The sequence below is a fragment of the Microbacterium sp. C23T genome (assembly GCF_053345975.1).
Window position 1 is genome coordinate 63,299 of sequence record NZ_JBKFBD010000018.1, and the last position, 17,146, is coordinate 80,444.

Consider the following 17,146-nt stretch of genomic DNA (forward strand, 5'->3'; position numbering starts at 1 on the left):
CCGTCACACGGTGCCGGTGACCTCTGCGGGCGCCGGGGCGGTCGCGACCGGGCGTCCCGGAGTGTTCGACCACTGACTCCACGAGCCGGGGTAGATCCCCAGCTCCAACCCGGCGAGCTCGGCGGCGAACACCGCCTGCGCGGCCGTGACGCCCGACCCGCAGTAGGCCGCCGCGGTCACGCCGTCGCCCGCGCCGACCGTGGCGAAGAGCGCACGCAGGGCCGCAGCATCCCGGAATCGCTCACCGTCCATGTAGGCGCCGGTCGGGAGGTTCACGGCACCCGGGATGTGGCCCGCGATCGGGTCGATCGGCTCCACCTCGCCGCGGTAGCGCTCGGCGGCGCGCACGTCGATGAGGACGCCCGAGGCGGCGAGCGCGGCGGCCTCGTCGATCGACAGCACCGGCTCAGCGATCGGCGCGAGCGAGACCGCGCCCGGTTCGGGCGTGACGGGTCCGGTCTCGAGCGGCAGGCCGGCCGCGGTCCAGGCGCCGAGACCGCCGTCGAGGAGGCGGACGTCCGCGATGCCGGAGCGCGTCAGCAGCCACCACGCGCGCGATGCGCCCAGGGCGCGATCATCGTCGTACACGACCACCGTGTCGCCGTCGTCGATGCCCCAGCGGCGCGCGGCCGCCTGCAGCGCTTCACGGGGAGGAAGCGGATGCCTCCCCTCATCGGGACGGCCGTGCTGCGAGAGCTCCGTCTCCATGTCGACGTACACGGCGCCCGGCACATGACCTTCGAGGTGCTCGGCACTGCCGTCGGGGCGGTCGAGCCGGTAGCGCACATCGAGCACGCGCACGGCGGAGGACCGGAGGAGATCGTCGAGTTCTGCGGGGGTGATCAGCTGCGCCACCCGACCATTCTCGCGTGCCCGCGCGCTACCGCCCCGCGAACGGCCCCGGGCCGGGCGCGCAACAGTTCGACACACGAAGCACCGCCCGGGGCACCGCGGCTCGACAATGGTCTGCATGCCTGAACAGACTCGTCCTGCCGCCCCTCGCTCGTTCGCGACGGCGCAGGTGCAGGCCGGGTTCGACTCCGGCATCGCGGAGAACACCGCCGTCCCCTCCATCCACCAGTCCAACGGCTTCGAGTTCCGCTCCCTCGCCGAGGCACGCGACCTCTTCGCGCTGCGCAAGGACGGCAACATCTACAGCCGTGCGGCGAACCCGACCGTGCTCGTGTTCGAGCGTCGCGTCGCCGAGCTCGAAGGCGGCATCGCCGCGGCCGGTGTCGCATCGGGACAGGCCGCCGTCGCCGTGGCACTCCTGGCGCTCGCGAAGCAGGGCGAGCACATCGTCGCCGCCCGCCAGCTCTACGGCGGCACGATCGACCTCCTCCAGGACACCTTCGCCGACTGGGGCATCGAGGTGACGTTCGTCGACCAGGACGACCTCGACGCGTGGCGCGCCGCCGTCCGGCCGACCACCCGCGCACTGTTCGCCGAATCGATCTCGAACCCCATCGCGCAGGTGCTGGACCTCGGCGCGGTCGCCGCCGTCGCCAAGGAGGCCGGCGTGCCCCTGGTGATCGACAACACCGTCGCGACGCCGTACCTGCAGCGCGCGAAGGACTTCGGCGCCGACATCGTGGTGCACTCCGCCACCAAGTTCCTCGGTGGCCACGGCACCTCTCTCGGCGGCGTCGTCGTCGACCTCGGCACCTTCGACTTCACGGCGGAGCCCGAGCGCTGGCCCCAGCTGACGCAGACGTACCCTCGCGTTCCGGACGGCAGCCTCGTGGAGCGCTTCGGCGAGACAGGGTCCCCGTACATCGCGCTGGTCAAGACCAAGTACGTGCACGACCTGGGCCCGTCGCTGTCGGCCTTCAACGCCTTCCAGCTGCTCCAGGGTCTCGAGACCCTCGACCTGCGCATGGAGCGGCACACCGCGAGCGCCCTCACGGTCGCCCGCTTCCTCGAGACCCACCCCGCCGTGTCGCGCGTGCACCACCCGGGGCTGGAGTCGAGCCCGTGGCACGCGCAGGCCGCGGCGTACCTCCCCCACGGCGTGAGCTCGGTTTTCGCGTTCGACCTGCCCGCCACGGGCGATGCCGAGGCGGACTTCCGGCTCGTCGAGGCGTTCATCTCGCGCCTGCAGGTGATCCGCCTCGTGGCGAACATCGGCGATGCGCGCAGCCTGGTCGCGCACCCCTCGTCGATGACGCACAGCCACATGTCGCCGACGCAGCTCGCCGAGGCGCACATCAGCCCGACCACGGTGCGCCTGTCGATCGGCCTGGAGGACGCCCGCGACATCGTCGACGACCTCGCCCGCGCACTCGACCAGATCCCGGTTGCCGAGAGCCGCATCGAACTCGCGGAGAGCGTCGCCCGCTAGCCGTGATCGCCCGCGCGCCGAGCCCTTGACCCGGCCGGGCGCGGTCGGTAGTTTCACGGCCATGGCGCGGTCTCTGGGGAGCCTGGCCGTACTCTCGCTCGTCATCATGCTCGCTGCGTGCACACCCGCAGCAGGCGACACCGCTGCGCCCTCGTCATCGCCCGAGACGCCGACGGCATCGGCCACGCCCACGCCGACCGGCCCCCGCATCGACGGGGAGTGGATCGTGGATCTTGCGGACCCTGATCCGGGCTGCATCATGGCGCTCGGCTATCGCCACCTGACGGTCGCCGCCGGCACGGGGAGTCTCGATACCGGCGTGACGCCGCTGATCGGGCCCGTCGAGCTGCAGGGCGACGCCGTCACGATTCACCTCGAGCGCACGACGCCGGCCAAGGATGCGATCGACATCACCGCGACATTCGGTCAGGACGGGGTCGTCCGCGGAACGGGCGAAGCCGGCGGCATCCATCCGGGCGGGACGAATGGCTACGCCTGCACGATCCCTCTCTCGCTCGTGCCCGCCGGCGCCCCCGCCGACATGCCCGCCTTCGACACCATCGACGGAACATGGTGCGACGCTCGCGACCAGACCAGCTGCATGACCATCGCCGACGGCACGGTCGCCTACCTGGACGACCCGCCCGACTCGAAGCTCGACAACCCGACTTTCGGCGGCTTCGGCGATCCCTGCTATCAGTCGGCGATCTCGCCGATGGACCCGAACGGCGGCGGCGGCTCCGCCCTCTACTACTGCCCGAAGGGGTATGCGATCCAGCCCGGTGGCGGCGGTGTGGAAGGCGAGATCATCGCCGAGCACGACAACATCGCCTTCGATCGGCTGTACGGCACGCAGAACCCGCCCTACCTGGGTGTGTACTTCCGCACCGAGGATCTCGCCGCCGCGCTGCAGCAGTAGACGGCCTCATCCGGGCACCGGGGGCATCGCGCCGCTAGCCTCGTTCCATGACCTCCCGCTCCTCCCCCCGTTGGGCGATCCTCGGACCGGGCGGCATCGCCCGTGCGTTCACCAGCGACCTGCGCACCGCAGGACTCGACGTCGCCGCCGTGGGTTCGCGGCGCCGCGAGACGGCCGAGGCGTTCGCCGCCGACTTCGGCATCCCGCGCGCCCACGGCTCGTACGAGGACCTCGTCGCCGATCCCGACGTCGACATCGTCTACATCGCCACGCCGCATCCGATGCACGCCGCGAACGCGCTCCTCGCCCTCGAGGCGGGCAAGCACGTGCTGGTCGAGAAGGCGTTCACCCTCAACGCGGCGGAAGCCGTGGCGGTGCGCGACGCGGCAGCGCAACGCGGACTCCTCGCGATGGAGGCGATGTGGACGCGGTACCTGCCGCACATGGTCCGCATCCGCGAACTCGTGGAGTCGGGCGCGCTCGGTGAGATCCGCGCGGTCACCGCCGACCACACCCAGCTGCTCCCCTCCGACCCGGCGCACCGCATCAACGCGCTGGAACTCGGCGGCGGCGCCCTCCTCGACCTCGGGATCTACCCGGTCTCGTTCGCATGGGACATCCTCGGCGAGCCGCTGTCGATCGCGGCGGCCGCACGCATCGGCGATGCCGGGTCCGACACCGAGGTGGCGACGATCATGACGCACGCGTCGGGTGCACTGTCGACCTCGATCTCCGCATCCCGCGGCGCCGGCCCCAACACCGCGACGATCATCGGCACCGAGGCCCGCATCGATATCGACAGCGTCTGGTACTCGGCCACCTCGTTCCGCCTCGTCAGCCCCGACGGCACGGTGATCGAGGAGTTCCGCTCCGACATCGACGGCCGCGGCATGCAGTACCAAGCGCTCGCTGCCGAGCGGTACCTCGCCGAGGGCCGCACCGACTCCGACGTGCTCCCGATCGACGAGACCGTCGCGATCATGGCGACACTCGACGAGATCCGCGACCTCGTCGGCGTCCACTATCCCGGTGAGGAGTGACATGCCCGATCTGCTGAGCCCCCGCGTGGCGGTGTACCTGGACTTCGACAACATCGTGATGTCCTGGTACGACCGCGTGCACGGCAAGAACTCCTACTCGCGCGACCGTCAGAAGATCGCGACGGATGCCTCGGACCCCGAGATCGCCGAGCGCCTGGCCGCCGCGACGATCGACGTCGGCGCCATCATCGACTACGCGACGTCGTTCGGCACCCTGGTGCTCACCCGGGCGTACGCGGACTGGTCGGCGCCGGTCAACGCGGAGTACCGCTCGCAGCTCGTGGCGCGCGCCGTCGACCTGGTGCAGCTCTTCCCCGCGGCCGCCTACGCGAAGAACGGCGCCGACATCCGCCTCGCCGTGGACACCGTCGAGGACATGTTCCGCCTCCCCGACCTCACGCACGTCGTGATCGTCGCCGGCGACTCCGACTACGTGCCGCTCGCCCAGCGCTGCCGCCGCCTCGGCCGCTTCGTCGTGGGAGTGGGCGTCGCAGGATCGACCGCGAAGTCCCTCGCCGCGGCGTGCGACCAGTTCGACTCGTACGACGCACTTCCGGGTGTGGCGGCTCCGCCGACGGGGAAGAAGGATGCCGCGCCGCAGCGTGCGTCCGGCAGCCGGCGCTCGAGGAAGGCCGCCGTCGACCCGACCGAGTCGCTCCTCGAGCGCGCGCTGCGTCTCGAAAGCGACAAGGAGGGCGTGGAGTGGCAGCACGCCTCGGCGGTGAAGAGCCTCATCAAGCGGCTCGACCCGTCGTTCAGCGAGAAGGCCCTCGGGCACAAGAGCTTCTCGGAGTTCGTGAAGGCCCACCCCGGCGTCGCCGAGGTCGACGAATCCGGAAACATCGTCCTCATCCGCCTGGCCGCCGACCGGCGCTAGTCAGGCGGGCGCGACGCGGGCGAGGAACTCGCGCATCCCGGCGTTGAAGGCCTTCGGCTGCTCGATGTTGGCGGCGTGCCCGTCCCGGGCGATCACGGCCGACTCGCCCCGCGTCGCGAGCGCCGCCGATGCTGCGGCGTGGGAGCTCGGCCAGAACTCGCTCTCGGCGCCGGCGACGAACAGCACCGGCACATCGGTCGCGGCGATGACCTGGCGCCAGTCCGCCTTGGCGTGGTCGTTCAGGAGCGCGAGCTCGCCGTGGGTGAACTCCCGTTCGGCGCCTTTCATGGCGCGCAGCAGTCGCACGAGTCTCCTTCCCCGCCGCAGCATCGGGGTGCCGTGCCCCGTGTCGGGGATGCCTTCGGCGAAGTAGGTGTCGACGTTGCCCTCGGTGTACCCGTAGAACCCGTGCGGCCAGTCGGGGATGTTGAGCATCTTCGGCGTCTGGTCCACGCTCACCACCGCGGCGACCTGGCCGTCGCCCTCCTGCCCGAGTGCGACCAGATCGTGCTGGCGCCCATCGACCCGCCGACGAGCACCGCGCCGCGGAGATCCAGTGCCTCGAGGAGGTTGCTGACGTCCCGCCCTCTGCGAGCCATGTCGACACCCGATGACGGGCGTTCGGCGGCGCCGTGCCCGCGGAGGTCGACGGCGAGCACACGGTACCCGGCGCGCTCCAGTTCCGGCAGCTGGTAGGTCCAGCTCGAGGCGGGGGCTTTGAAGCCGGCGAGAAGCACCAGCGGGCGGCCCGCAGGATCGCCGGACTCTCCGTACTCCAGCCGGACACCGTCGTCGGCGCGGATCGAAGGCATGTCATTCTCCGTTCGGGAAGGCCTTGCCGGGGTTGAGGATCGACGTCGGGTCGAGCGCGTCCTTGATCGCGCGGTGCAGGCGCAGCACCGCCGGGCTCAGCTCCGCCGCCGCACCCGGCAGCTTCAGCAGCCCGACGCCGTGCTCGCCGGTCACCGTGCCGCCGAGGGCGCGGCAGTCGTCGACGATGCGATCGAACGCGACCTTCGCCCGCGCTTTCGCATCGTCGTCGCCCTCCGGCGCGATGATCAGCGGATGCAGGTTGCCGTCGCCCGCGTGGGCGATGTTCGCGATCACGACGCCGGCGTCCGACGCGGCGGCCTCGATGCGCGCCAGCATCTCGGGCACCGCCGCACGCGGTACGCAGATGTCCTCGGTCAGCACCGGACCGAGCCGCTCGAGCGCGGGATAGGCGAGCCGACGGGCGGTGAACAGCCGGTCGACCTCATCAGGGTCGGCGGCGCGCTCCACGCGGCTGCCGCCCGCCGTGCGGAACAGCTCTTCGATGCCTGCGGCGAGCTCCTCGCCACGGGCGCCGGCTTCGTCGACCTTCGCCAGCAGCAGCGCCGACGCGTCCTCGGGCAGATCCCAGCCCTGCCACTCGGCGACGGCGTGCAGGCACGTGCGGTCGATGAGTTCGAGGGCCGAGGGCACGATGCCCGCCTCGGTGACGGCGGCGACCGCGCGGCCGGCATCCGTCAGCGTCCGGAAGTAGCCCACCACCGCCCGCTCCTCGCGACCGCCGAGCGGCCGGAGCTTCAGCGTGACGTCGACGATGATGCCGAGCGTGCCCTCCGAGCCGACGAAGAGGCCTGCCAGATCGTAGCCGGTGACCCCCTTCGCCGTGGTGCGTCCGAGCTTCGCCACGCTCCCGTCGGCGAGCACGACGGTCATGCCGAGCACATAGTCGCGCGTCACTCCGTATTTGACGCAGCAGATGCCGCCGGCGTTCGTCGCGACGTTCCCGCCGATCGTCGAGATCGCCTGGCTCGCGGGGTCCGGCGGATACCAGAGCCCTGATCCCGCGACATGCCGGCGCAGGTCGTCGTTGAGCACGCCCGCCTCGACCACCGCATACCGCTCGGCGACGTTCACCTCGGTGATCCGGGTCATGCGCTCCAGCGAGAGGACGAGGCATCCGTCCGTCGCATTCGCGCCTCCCGAGAGCCCCGTGCCGGCACCGCGAGGCACGATCGGCACGCCGTGCGCGGCGGCGGTGCGGACTGTCGCGACGACGTCGTCGATGGACGCTGCGAACACGGCGGCGGCGGGCATCGCGTAGTCGGCCCACTCGGCGTCATCGTGGCTCAGACGGTCGCGCGTCTCGTCGTCCGTCACGACGGTGTGCGGGGGCAGTGCGGCGCGGAGCGCCTCGACGACGGTGTGCATGGCGTACCGATGCTAATGCGTGCCGCGGAGGCCGCGTCCGCAGCGCGGCCTGATCCCACAGCCGACCTGGGAAATCGGCCGTGGGATACAGTGTGACCTGTGGCACGCCGTCAAGCCCCGCCGGGCTCGCAGACCTCGCTCCGCGAGGCCAATCGCGCGCGTGTCATCGAGTCGCTGAAGCGCCATGGCCGCCTCACCCAGATCGAGCTCGCCGGCAGCACGGGCCTCTCACCCGCCACCGTCTCGAACATCGTCAAAGAGCTGACCGCGTCGGGCCTCCTGCATACGTCGTTCACGACGAGCAGCGGACGCCGCGCGACCCTCGTGTCGCTCGCCCGCCGTCTCGGACTCGTGGCGGGCGTCCACTACAGCTCCCGCCACCTGCACATCGCGATCGCCGACACCGCGCGCACCATCGTGACGCAGTCGTCGCTGCCGCTCCCCCTCGACCACCGCCACGACTCCGAGCTCGACCGCCTCGCACTGCTGCTCGGCGACATGATGGAGTCCCTCGGCGGGTCCATCTCCGACCTCCTCGGCGTCGGCCTGGCCCTTCCGGCGCCCATCGACCCCCGCACGGGGATGGTGTCGACGCCGGGTCTGCTGCGCGGCTGGGAGAACGTCGACGTGGCCGAGAGCCTGGCGATCCGCATCGGCCGCCCGGTGCACGTCGACAGCGAGGCGAACCTCGGCGGACTCGCCGAGGCCCGCGAGGGCAACGGGCGGTCTGCGGCATCGTCGGTGTTCATCCGCGTGGGCCACACGATCAGCGCCGGCCTCGTCGTGAACGGCGACCTCTTCCGCGGCGTCAACGGCAAGGCGGGCCAGATCGGCCACGTGACGCTCGACGAGAACGGCCCCATCTGCCGCTGCAGCAATCGCGGATGCCTCGAGACCTACGCCGGCGGACCGGCACTGCTGTCGCTCTTCCCGCCGAGCGAAGGCATGCACCGCCTCGGGGACCTGCTGCACGCGGCCGAACTCGGTGACGGCGCCGCACGCCGCGTGATCGCCGACGCCGGCCGCCATATCGGCATCGCCGCAGCGAGCCTGTGCAACCTGTTCGACCCCGAGATCATCGTCGTCGGCGGCGAGCTCGGCCAGGCCGGCGAGATCCTCATGGCCCCGATGCGTCACTCGCTCGAGCGCACCGCCCTCCCGTCGGCCGACGGTCTCCCCGAGATCGTGGGCGCGTCGTTCGGGGAGTGGGCCGAGACGCGCGGCGCCATCGCGATCGCCCTCGACCACGTCACGGTCGACGCCCAGCTTCCGACTGCACCGTCTCTGCCCATCACCGCATAGGCTCGTCCGATGCCCCGTACGCGACTGGATCGGCCGCGACGGCGCCCGAGCGGGCGTCGCGCGCTGGCGGCAGCATCCGGTGTCCTCCTCGCCGCAGCGATGCTGTCGGCGTGCTCCGGCGCACCCGCGCCGGGCGGGACCCCCTCCGACGACACGATCGCGCTGCTGCTGCCCGACGCGAAGACCGCACGGTACGAGACGTTCGACCGGCCGATGTTCGAGGCCCGGGTCGCCGAGCTCGGCGACTACGAGGTGCTCTACGCCAACGCCGACCAGGACGCCGCGAAGCAGCAGCAGCAGGCGGAGTCGGCGCTGACCGCCGGTGCCGGGGTGCTCGTACTCGACCCGGTCGACGCGAACGCCGCCGTGAGCATCGTGAGCTCGGCGAACGCCAAAGGCGTGCCCGTGATCTCGTACGACCGGCTCATCGCCGGCGGCGACCTGGCGTACTACATCTCGTTCGACAACGAGAAGGTCGGGGTGCTCCAGGCCACCGCGTTCGTGGAGGGCGTGGACGCGGAGGACGAGGGCAGCGGCATCCTGATGGTCAACGGCTCCCCCACCGACAGCAACGCGGCGCTGTTCAAGCGCGGCGCCCACAGCATCATCGACGGCAGCGGTCTGCGCGTGCTCGCCGAATACGACACCCCCGGGTGGAACCCCGAGAAGGCGCAGGAGTGGGTGTCGGGCCAGATCGCCCAGCACGGCGGCGCCATCGCCGGCGTGTACGCGGCGAACGACGCGACGGCGGGCGGCGCCATCGCGGCGCTGCGGGTCGCCAACGTCGATCCCCTCCCGATCGTGACGGGCCAGGATGCCGAGCTGTCGGCGATCCAGCGCATCCTCACCGGCGACCAGTACATGACCGTCTACAAGGCGATCAAGCCGCAGGCCGAACTCGCCGCCGAGGTCGCGGTCAAGCTGCTGCACGGCGAGAAGGTCAGCGCCCCGCTCCAGATCCAGGGGACGCCCGCCACTCTGCTCGACCCGGTGGCCGTGACGATCGACGACATCATGGACACCGTCGTGGCCGACGGGTTCTGGACCGTCGAAGACATCTGCACCCCGGCGTACGCGGATGCGTGCGAAGCGGCGGGCATCGGGTAGGGTCCTGACTCTGACAGGGGTCGGCTGGGGATCGATGAGGACGAGGCGAGGATGTCGATGACGCACCCGCGGGCGGGACGCCCGCGCGAACGCGTACTGACGATGCGCGGCATCGGCAAGCGCTTCGGCGCGGTCAAGGCGCTCACCGACGTCGACTTCTGGGTCAACGAGGGCGAGGTCGTCGCCCTCGTCGGCGACAACGGCGCCGGCAAGTCGACGCTCGTGAAGGTGCTCGCCGGTGTGCACCCGCCCGACAGCGGGTCGATCGAGTTCGACGGCGAGCCGGTGGGCATCGACACGCCGGCCGACGCCCAGGAGCTCGGGATCGAGACGATCTTCCAGGACCTCGCCCTGTGCGACAACCTCGACGTCGTCGCCAACCTGTGGCTGGGCCGGGAGCTGCGCGACGGTGCGACGCTCGACGAGGTCGACATGGAGCAGCGCACCTGGACCCTGCTGCGCGAACTCTCGGCCAAGATCCCGTCGGTGCGCGTGCCCGTCGCCTCGCTCTCCGGCGGCCAGCGCCAGACCGTCGCGATCGCACGGTCGCTCATCGGCGAGCCCCGCGTCGTCATCCTCGACGAGCCGACCGCCGCGCTGGGCGTGGCGCAGACCGCCGAGGTGCTCAACCTCATCGAGCGCCTGCGCGAACGCGGGCACGGCGTCATCCTCATCAGCCACAACATGGCCGACGTCATGGCGGTCGCCGACCGTGTGGTGGTGCTCCGCCTGGGCCGCAACAACGGCGTCTACAACGTCGCCGACGTCACGAGCGAGACGCTCATCGCGGCCATCACCGGTGCGGTCGATCACTCGGCCACCCGACGCGCACCGGAGCGGACGGATGCTGCGGCCCCGCCGCCGCCCGCCGGTCCGTCTCTCGACGAACCGCCGCTGGACGAGCACACCGCCGGCGGCACCGTGATCCGCATGCCCCGCGCCGGCTCCCGCAGGCCCCGCCCGCGCGGGGACGGGTCCCGATGAGCCTCCACGGCGACGAGCGCCTCGCGGATGCGACCGTGGACGAACGGCTCCTGAGCGGGAGCGGCCTCCGGCACGCGGCCGAGGCGTTCGTGTCGCGAGTCCGCGGCGGCGACCTGGGCGCGCTGCCCGTCGTGCTCGGCATCGCGGTGATCTGGACCGTGTTCCAGCTCCTCAATCCCGTGTTCCTCTCCAGCGAGAACCTCGTCAACCTCACGATGCAGTGTGCGGCCATCGGCACGATCGCACTCGGGGTCGTGGTCGTCCTGCTCGTCGGAGAGATCGACCTCTCGGTCGGCTCGGTCTCGGGCCTCGGCGCCGCCGTGCTGGCTGTGACGTTCGTGCAGCTGCAGTGGAACCTCGTCCTGTCGCTGATCGCGGGCATCGCGATCGGCTGCCTCGTCGGGCTGCTCTACGGCTTCCTATACACGAGGTTCGGGCTGCCGAGCTTCGTCATCACGCTCGCCGGTCTGCTCGGCTTCCTCGGGCTGCAGCTGTGGGTGCTCGGCGAGACCGGATCGATCGCGATCCCGTTCGACTCGTGGCTCGTGCAGTTCGCGCAGCAGATGTTCCTCCCGGTGTGGGCGTCGTACGTCGTCGCGGTCCTCGCGGCGGGCGCCTTCGCCTGGTCGCTCCTCCGCCGGTCACGACGGCGCGCTGCGGCGAACCTGGTGAGTCAGAGCTACGGCGAGATCGCCCTGCGAAGCGGGGTGCTGCTCGCCTTCCTTCTCGTGGCCACCTGGTACCTCAATCTGTACCGGGGCGTCGGCGTCATGTTCCTGTTCTTCCTCGGGCTGGTGGTCGCGATGAACTTCGCCCTCACCCGGACCCGCTGGGGGCGCGCGGTCTACGCGGTCGGCGGGTCCGTCGAGGCGGCGAGGCGCGCCGGCATCAGAGTGGACCGCATCTACCTCTCGGTCTTCGCGATGTGCTCCACGCTCGCCGCGGTCGGCGGCATCCTTGCAGCCGCACGGCTGGCTTCCGCGAACCAGAGCTCGGGGACCGGAGATGTGAACCTCAACGCGATAGCCGCCGCCGTCATCGGCGGCACGAGCCTCTTCGGCGGGCGCGGATCGGCGTATTCTGCGCTCGTCGGCATCATCGTGATCCAGTCGATCTCGTCGGGGCTGACACTGCTCAACCTCGACTCGTCGGTGCAGTTCATGGTCACCGGCGTCGTGCTCGTACTCGCCGTGATCGTCGACTCGCTGTCGCGCCGCACGCGCGCCGCGACCGGTCGAGCCTGAGCGCTTCACCACGCGCGCTGTCTTCACTTGACGAACGCTCTCAGCGGGAGTACAGGTTCTGACGTGGCTTTGCCTACGCGAAAACAGCGGTTTTCATTCGCTTCGTATGCATTCTGCACGGTAAACGCTCTCTACGTGCCGTGCGCACGGGTCCGCGCCGCGCACGATGCGGGGCGTTGCCAAAGCGTTATGTTCAAGACTTGACGATAAGAATCCATGTCGTCGATGATCGCATCAGCGCGATGAACGCCAGGGACGATCCTGGGGACTCGCCCGCTTCAATGACGAAAGGCAAGAGATGAAGAAGTCTTCGATCCTCGCCGTGGCCGCCCTCACGGGCGCCGCCGCGGTGATGCTGGCCGGCTGTTCCAGTGGGGGCAACGGCGACGGCGGCTCGACCGAGGGTGGCGGCGACGCCGCGAGCCGCGCGTGCGTGATCCTGCCTGACGCGGCCTCGTCGCCGCGCTGGGAGAACTTCGACCGCAAGTACCTCCAGGAGGGCCTGGAGGCGGCCGGGTTCGATGCCGACATCCAGAACGCGCAGGGTGACGTCAACAAGTATTCGACGATCGCCGACCAGCAGCTCACGCAGGGCTGCGGCGTCATGCTCCTCGTCGACTATCAGGGCGCTGCCGAGGCGGTCGCGACGAAGGCCAAGGCGGAGGGCATCCCGGTCATCGCCTACGACCGTCCCTTCACCGGTGCGGACTACTACGTGTCGTTCGACAACACCGAGGTCGGACGCCTGGAGGGCCAGACCGTGCTCGACGGTCTCGAGACCGCGGGCAAGGACCCTGCCACCGCGATCGTCGTCTACATGGGCGGCGACCCGACCGACGGCAACGCGGCGATGTTCCACGACGGCGCCGTCGAGGTCATGGAGGCTGCCGGCATCAAGGCGGCCGCCGAGCCTCCCGGGGTGTGGGACCAGGCCAAGTCGCAGACCAACTTCGAGCAGGCGCTGACCTCGCTCGGCGGCAAGGTCGACGGCGTCTGGGTCGCGAACGACACCAACGCGGCCGGCGTCATCAAGGTCCTGCAGGACAACAACCTGACCGGCGTCGCCGTGTCGGGCCAGGACGCGAACGTCGCGGGCCTGCAGAACATCCTGCTCGGCTGGCAGACCGCCACGGTCTACAAGCCGGTCAAGGATGAGGCCACCGCCGCTGTCGACACCGCCGTCTCCCTGCTCAAGGGCGAGGACGTCACCGCGCAGGCCAAGCTCGATGACGGCACGCCCTACATCCAGGTCACGCCGATCCTTGTCGGACCGGACAAGGTCAAGGACGTCGTCGCCGCCGGTGACGCCGACTACGACGATGTCTGCACGCCTGACGTGATGGCAGCCTGCGAGCAGTACGGAGTGACTGCCCAGTAATGGAGCAGTCTGCGGACTGAGCCGCAAGGGGCGTCGCGCCGCACGGCGTGACGCCCCTTCGCGCCGGACCATGGCATTCCCAAGGAAGCGAGCATGTCAGACACAATCACCACCCCGGCCACCGCGGTCGGCGCCGAGCCGATCATCCAGCTGGTCGGCGTCAAGAAGTCCTTCGGGCCGGTCAGCGTCCTGAAGGGCGTCGACCTGAAGGTCCACCCCGGCAAGGTCACCGCCCTGGTGGGCGACAACGGCGCCGGCAAGTCCACGCTCATCAAGGGCCTCGCGGGCGTCCAGCCCTACGACGAGGGCGAAGTCCTGATCGACGGCCAGCACCGCGACCTGCACGCGCCCCGGGACGCTTCGGGCCTCGGCATCGAGGTCGTCTACCAGGACCTCGCGCTCTGCGACAACCTCGACATCGTGCAGAACATGTTCCTCGGCCGCGAGGAGCTCTCCTTCGGCACCTTCGACGAGGGCCGCATGGAGAAGGAGGCCTCCGACACGCTGCGGTCGCTCTCGGTCCGCACCGTGAAGTCGGTGCGGCAGAAGGTGTCCAGCCTGTCGGGCGGCCAGCGCCAGACCGTGGCGATCGCCCGTGCCGTGCTCAAGAAGGCGCGAGTCGTGATCCTCGACGAGCCGACCGCCGCCCTCGGCGTCGCGCAGACCGAGCAGGTGCTGAACCTCGTGAAGCGCCTTTCCGAACAGGGCGTCGCGGTGATCCTGATCAGCCACAACCTCGCCGACGTGTTCGAGGTCGCCGACGACATCGCCGTGCTGTACCTCGGCCAGATGGTCGCGCAGATCCCGACGTCCTCGACCACCCGCGACGACGTGGTCGGCTACATCACCGGCACCAAGACACCCGCCGGCGTCTCGATCCTCGACACGTCGACCGTTCGCACCGAAGGAGGCGCGGAATGAGCAGCAACGTCACCCGCACCGAGGCCGCTCCCGACCCACTCGCCAGCGACATGATCGGCAGCGGCGTCGAAGGCGGTGTCGGCGACCAGATCCGCGCGTGGTGGCAGCGTGTGCGCGGCGGCGACATGGGCGCCCTCCCCGCGATCGGCGGCCTCGTCGTCCTCGGGGCACTGTTCTCGATCCTCAGCCCGTTCTTCCTCACCGAACGCAACTTCGCGAACCTGCTCAACCAGGCCGCCACGCTCGTCGTGCTCGGCATGGCGCTCGTGTTCGTGCTGCTGCTCGGCGAGATCGACCTGTCGGCCGGTGTCACCGGCGGCGTCGGCATGGCGCTGTTCGTCGTGCTGAACGCCCAGTTCGGCATCCCGTGGCCGCTCGCGCTGCTGATCGGGTTCGGGTTCGGGTTCCTCACCGGCGCCTTGATAGGTTTCTTCGTCGCGAGAGTCGGCATCCCGTCATTCGTCGTGACATTGGGCTTGTTCCTGGGCTTCCAGGGGCTCGCGCTGGTGATCATCGGCCCGGGCGGCCTGTTCCGTCTCGAGGTGCCCGAGCTCATCGCGCTGCAGAACGGCAACCTGCCGGTGTGGGGCGGATGGGTCATGCTCGTGATCATGCTCGCGATCTCGGCCGGCACGTCGTTCTGGGATCGCGCCCGCCGCACCCGCGCCGGCGTACCCAACCGCGCGCTCTCGATGGTGTGGATCAAGCTCGCCGCGATCGCGGTCATCGGCGGAGTGGTCGTGTACGTGCTCAACCAGAACCGCGGGCAGTCCGTGGTCGAGGTTGCGGGCGTGCCGATCGTCGTGCCCGTCGTGCTCGTGATCCTGTGGATCGGCACCTTCCTGCTCGACCGCACCAAGTTCGGCCGGTACATCTACGCCATCGGCGGCAACGCCGAGGCCGCACGCCGCTCCGGCGTGAAGGTGCGCTGGATCAAGTGGTGGGCGTTCGTGATCTGCTCCAGCCTCGCCGTCTTCTCGGCGCTGCTGAGCGTCGCGCGCGTGGGTTCGGTCGACGCGACAGTCGGCCGCGACATCGTCCTGTCGGGCGTCGCCGCGGCGGTCGTCGGCGGCGTGAGCCTGTTCGGCGGCAAGGGCCGTCTGATGCACGCCGCGATCGGCGCCCTCGTCATCGCGACGATCACCAACGGCCTCGGCCTGCTCAACCTCCCGGCCGGCATCAACCTGCTGGTCACGGGCGGCGTGCTGATCCTCGCTGCGACCGTCGACGCCCTCTCGAGGGTGCGGTCGGGCGGCGCGCGGTAGCGTCGCGACGGCATGCGAAGAGCGCCGGGTGGTGGGCCCACGCGCCCAGAGGCTCCGCGCGGCGCGCCAGCGCCGCGTGGAGGGGGCGTGGGGAGACTCCACCCGGCGCTCTTCGTCATCCGGAGGTGCGCGCCGCGATCACCTCGTCGACCCACGCCGGCACGAGATCGCTCGCCAGGCCTGCCCGCGCCTGGTCGAACGGCACGGCGGGGTCGCTGGGCTCGAGGTTCAGCTCGACGGTGCGTGCCCCGAACGCGGCCGCCAGCGCGACGTATCCCGCGGCCGGATACACCTCCCCCGACGTGCCGATCGAGACGAACACGTCGCACGCGACGACGGCCTGCTCGATGCGATCGAGCTCGTACGGGATCTCGCCGAACCAGACCACGTCGGGGCGCAGCATCCGTTCTCCACAGACCGGGCAGGCGGGGCGGTCGACGAGGTCGTCGTCCCACTGGGGGCGGGATCCGCACGCGAGGCAGAGCGCGCGGCGCAGCTCGCCGTGCATGTGCACGAGGTTGCGGGTGCCGGCGCGCTCGTGCAGGTCGTCGACGTTCTGCGTGACCACGAGCAGCTCGTCGCCGATGGCGCCCTCCAGCCGGGCGAGCGCGCGATGCGCCGTATTGGGAACGACGGATGCCACGGCCCGGCGTCGGGCGTCGTAGAACGCCTGGACGAGGTCGGGGTCGCGCTCGAAGCCCTCCGGCGTCGCGACGTCTTCGATGTCGTGCCCCTCCCAGAGCCCGTCGGCCCCGCGGAACGTGGGCACGCCGCTCTCGGCCGAGATGCCGGCGCCGGTCAGCACGACGATGCGGGTCATCGCACGGTGCCGGGCGCGACGTGCGACAGCACGCGCTCCCAGACGTCGGCCAGGATGAGCCGCGCCTCGAGGTCGTCGGTCCGCGGCACCATCTCCACGCGCGCCGACGACAGGTGGTTCTTGAACCACTGCGCCGCGCCCGACGGGGCGGTCGGATCCGCCTGGCCGTTCATGAGGAGCGTCTTCGCGGCGATGCGGTCGAGGACCCCGGCGACCTCGCTCGCGCCGAGCTCGGACTCGGGTCGGGGGACGGCGACGAGCGCCAGCCTGTCGACGCCCTCGCCGAGATGGGCCGCGACCAGGATCGCGAGCTCGCCTGCCTCGCCGACTCCCACCAGACCGACCGGGCGACCGTGCGACTCCTCCGCGACGAACCGCGCGATGACGCTCGCGGTCGCTTCTGCAGGGGTCGCGCCGCGGTACGCGGCGGGGTCGTCGATGTCGTCGACGGTGAGCCCCACCGCGACGATCCTCGCGTCACGCCGTGCGGTGGCATCGGGGCGTGGATCCGACAGGGTCGAGACCCCCGAACGAAGCAGCACCACGGTGCGCTCCGCCCCGGGCGCGCCGAAGCTGCGGTTCTCGTACGAGGCGTCGGGCGCGGGTCCCTTGGTCATGGCGAAATCCTACGAGCCCTTGCGGTGAGGTGGGCTTCGGCCACGCGAAGTGCGTGAGACCACATCCGGCCGCCGAGACCCCGGGGTGTCCCCAGGGTCTCGGCGGCCGATCGTGGTCTCACGCCGAGGAGC

General features: G+C 70.7%; 17 protein-coding genes. 11 read left to right on the top strand and 6 right to left on the bottom strand.

The window, feature by feature from the left end; all coding sequences use genetic code 11:
• Nucleotides 1-3: 3 nt before the first annotated feature.
• Nucleotides 4-855 (bottom strand): sulfurtransferase, encoded by an 852-nt coding sequence (locus ACLBXX_RS11800; protein ID WP_447658166.1) that lies wholly within the window; start codon nucleotides 853-855, stop codon nucleotides 4-6.
• A gap of 115 nt (nucleotides 856-970) precedes the next feature.
• On the opposite strand from ACLBXX_RS11800, the gene ACLBXX_RS11805 reads away from it, so the two are divergent.
• The 4 genes from ACLBXX_RS11805 to ACLBXX_RS11820 all read left to right on the top strand — a co-directional run bounded on the left by ACLBXX_RS11805 (nucleotide 971) and on the right by ACLBXX_RS11820 (nucleotide 5,177).
• Nucleotides 971-2,341: an O-acetylhomoserine aminocarboxypropyltransferase/cysteine synthase family protein gene (locus tag ACLBXX_RS11805; protein ID WP_447658167.1), complete on the top strand. Its 1,371-nt coding sequence runs from the start codon at nucleotides 971-973 to the stop codon at nucleotides 2,339-2,341.
• 61 nt (nucleotides 2,342-2,402) lie between these two features.
• The gene (locus ACLBXX_RS11810; RefSeq protein WP_447658168.1) at nucleotides 2,403-3,260 is read left to right on the top strand and encodes a hypothetical protein; all 858 of its coding nucleotides are present in this window, start codon (nucleotides 2,403-2,405) and stop codon (nucleotides 3,258-3,260) included.
• 47 nt (nucleotides 3,261-3,307) lie between these two features.
• Nucleotides 3,308-4,300: a Gfo/Idh/MocA family protein gene (locus tag ACLBXX_RS11815; protein ID WP_447658169.1), complete on the top strand. Its 993-nt coding sequence runs from the start codon at nucleotides 3,308-3,310 to the stop codon at nucleotides 4,298-4,300.
• 1 nt (nucleotide 4,301) lies between these two features.
• Nucleotides 4,302-5,177 (top strand): NYN domain-containing protein, encoded by an 876-nt coding sequence (locus ACLBXX_RS11820; protein ID WP_056368154.1) that lies wholly within the window; start codon nucleotides 4,302-4,304, stop codon nucleotides 5,175-5,177.
• Here ACLBXX_RS11820 and ACLBXX_RS11825 read toward each other — a convergent pair whose 3' ends face one another.
• The 3 genes from ACLBXX_RS11825 to ACLBXX_RS11835 are packed head-to-tail and all read right to left on the bottom strand — an operon-like array spanning nucleotide 5,178 to nucleotide 7,376.
• Nucleotides 5,178-5,630: an alpha/beta fold hydrolase gene (locus ACLBXX_RS11825; protein ID WP_447658170.1), complete on the bottom strand. Its 453-nt coding sequence runs from the start codon at nucleotides 5,628-5,630 to the stop codon at nucleotides 5,178-5,180.
• Nucleotides 5,631-5,632: 2 nt separating this feature from the next.
• The gene (locus ACLBXX_RS11830; protein WP_447658171.1) at nucleotides 5,633-5,989 is read right to left on the bottom strand and encodes an alpha/beta fold hydrolase; all 357 of its coding nucleotides are present in this window, start codon (nucleotides 5,987-5,989) and stop codon (nucleotides 5,633-5,635) included.
• Between the two features lies 1 nt (nucleotide 5,990).
• Nucleotides 5,991-7,376: an FAD-binding oxidoreductase gene (locus tag ACLBXX_RS11835; RefSeq protein WP_447658172.1), complete on the bottom strand. Its 1,386-nt coding sequence runs from the start codon at nucleotides 7,374-7,376 to the stop codon at nucleotides 5,991-5,993.
• A 99-nt stretch (nucleotides 7,377-7,475) separates the two neighbouring features.
• Here ACLBXX_RS11835 and ACLBXX_RS11840 point away from each other — a divergent pair, with 99 nt between their 5' ends.
• The 7 genes from ACLBXX_RS11840 to ACLBXX_RS11870 all read left to right on the top strand — a co-directional run bounded on the left by ACLBXX_RS11840 (nucleotide 7,476) and on the right by ACLBXX_RS11870 (nucleotide 15,577).
• A complete protein-coding gene (locus ACLBXX_RS11840) occupies nucleotides 7,476-8,678 on the top strand; it encodes an ROK family transcriptional regulator (protein ID WP_447658173.1) in 1,203 nt (400 codons plus the stop codon).
• 9 nt (nucleotides 8,679-8,687) lie between these two features.
• Complete coding sequence (locus ACLBXX_RS11845; protein WP_387145701.1) at nucleotides 8,688-9,785, top strand: sugar ABC transporter substrate-binding protein; 1,098 nt, start codon at nucleotides 8,688-8,690, stop codon at nucleotides 9,783-9,785.
• Between the two features lie 51 nt (nucleotides 9,786-9,836).
• Nucleotides 9,837-10,769: an ATP-binding cassette domain-containing protein gene (locus tag ACLBXX_RS11850; RefSeq protein ID WP_447658174.1), complete on the top strand. Its 933-nt coding sequence runs from the start codon at nucleotides 9,837-9,839 to the stop codon at nucleotides 10,767-10,769.
• On the top strand, nucleotides 10,766-12,013 hold the full coding sequence (locus tag ACLBXX_RS11855; protein WP_447658175.1) for a sugar ABC transporter permease: 1,248 nt from the start codon (nucleotides 10,766-10,768) through the stop codon (nucleotides 12,011-12,013). Before ACLBXX_RS11850 ends, ACLBXX_RS11855 begins: the two co-directional genes overlap by 4 nt.
• A 298-nt stretch (nucleotides 12,014-12,311) precedes the next feature.
• Complete coding sequence (locus tag ACLBXX_RS11860) at nucleotides 12,312-13,391, top strand: sugar ABC transporter substrate-binding protein (RefSeq protein ID WP_447658176.1); 1,080 nt, start codon at nucleotides 12,312-12,314, stop codon at nucleotides 13,389-13,391.
• 93 nt (nucleotides 13,392-13,484) lie between these two features.
• Entirely contained in the window at nucleotides 13,485-14,312 is an 828-nt protein-coding gene (locus ACLBXX_RS11865) for an ATP-binding cassette domain-containing protein (protein ID WP_447658177.1), read from the top strand.
• A complete protein-coding gene (locus tag ACLBXX_RS11870; RefSeq protein ID WP_310292124.1) occupies nucleotides 14,309-15,577 on the top strand; it encodes a sugar ABC transporter permease in 1,269 nt (422 codons plus the stop codon). The genes ACLBXX_RS11865 and ACLBXX_RS11870 overlap by 4 nt, the downstream gene beginning before the upstream one ends.
• 115 nt (nucleotides 15,578-15,692) lie before the next feature.
• Here ACLBXX_RS11870 and ACLBXX_RS11875 read toward each other — a convergent pair whose 3' ends face one another.
• Complete coding sequence (locus ACLBXX_RS11875; protein ID WP_447658178.1) at nucleotides 15,693-16,397, bottom strand: NAD-dependent deacylase; 705 nt, start codon at nucleotides 16,395-16,397, stop codon at nucleotides 15,693-15,695.
• Nucleotides 16,394-17,014 (bottom strand): hypothetical protein, encoded by a 621-nt coding sequence (locus ACLBXX_RS11880; RefSeq protein ID WP_447658179.1) that lies wholly within the window; start codon nucleotides 17,012-17,014, stop codon nucleotides 16,394-16,396. The genes ACLBXX_RS11875 and ACLBXX_RS11880 overlap by 4 nt, the downstream gene beginning before the upstream one ends.
• Nucleotides 17,015-17,146 lie beyond the last annotated feature (132 nt).

What these genes read in the sequence shown, in the direction of transcription:
- ACLBXX_RS11845 (WP_387145701.1), top strand. Translation starts at nt 8,688, where the DNA reads ATGCCCCGTACGCGACTGGATCGGCCGCGACGGCGCCCGAGCGGGCGT.
- ACLBXX_RS11830 (WP_447658171.1), bottom strand. Translation starts at nt 5,989, where the DNA reads ATGCCTTCGATCCGCGCCGACGACGGTGTCCGGCTGGAGTACGGAGAG.
- ACLBXX_RS11820 (WP_056368154.1), top strand. Translation starts at nt 4,302, where the DNA reads ATGCCCGATCTGCTGAGCCCCCGCGTGGCGGTGTACCTGGACTTCGAC.
- ACLBXX_RS11810 (WP_447658168.1), top strand. Translation starts at nt 2,403, where the DNA reads ATGGCGCGGTCTCTGGGGAGCCTGGCCGTACTCTCGCTCGTCATCATG.
- ACLBXX_RS11805 (WP_447658167.1), top strand. Translation starts at nt 971, where the DNA reads ATGCCTGAACAGACTCGTCCTGCCGCCCCTCGCTCGTTCGCGACGGCG.
- ACLBXX_RS11815 (WP_447658169.1), top strand. Translation starts at nt 3,308, where the DNA reads ATGACCTCCCGCTCCTCCCCCCGTTGGGCGATCCTCGGACCGGGCGGC.
- ACLBXX_RS11875 (WP_447658178.1), bottom strand. Translation starts at nt 16,397, where the DNA reads ATGACCCGCATCGTCGTGCTGACCGGCGCCGGCATCTCGGCCGAGAGC.
- ACLBXX_RS11835 (WP_447658172.1), bottom strand. Translation starts at nt 7,376, where the DNA reads ATGCACACCGTCGTCGAGGCGCTCCGCGCCGCACTGCCCCCGCACACC.
- ACLBXX_RS11865 (WP_447658177.1), top strand. Translation starts at nt 13,485, where the DNA reads ATGTCAGACACAATCACCACCCCGGCCACCGCGGTCGGCGCCGAGCCG.
- ACLBXX_RS11880 (WP_447658179.1), bottom strand. Translation starts at nt 17,014, where the DNA reads ATGACCAAGGGACCCGCGCCCGACGCCTCGTACGAGAACCGCAGCTTC.
- ACLBXX_RS11860 (WP_447658176.1), top strand. Translation starts at nt 12,312, where the DNA reads ATGAAGAAGTCTTCGATCCTCGCCGTGGCCGCCCTCACGGGCGCCGCC.
- ACLBXX_RS11850 (WP_447658174.1), top strand. Translation starts at nt 9,837, where the DNA reads ATGTCGATGACGCACCCGCGGGCGGGACGCCCGCGCGAACGCGTACTG.
- ACLBXX_RS11855 (WP_447658175.1), top strand. Translation starts at nt 10,766, where the DNA reads ATGAGCCTCCACGGCGACGAGCGCCTCGCGGATGCGACCGTGGACGAA.
- ACLBXX_RS11870 (WP_310292124.1), top strand. Translation starts at nt 14,309, where the DNA reads ATGAGCAGCAACGTCACCCGCACCGAGGCCGCTCCCGACCCACTCGCC.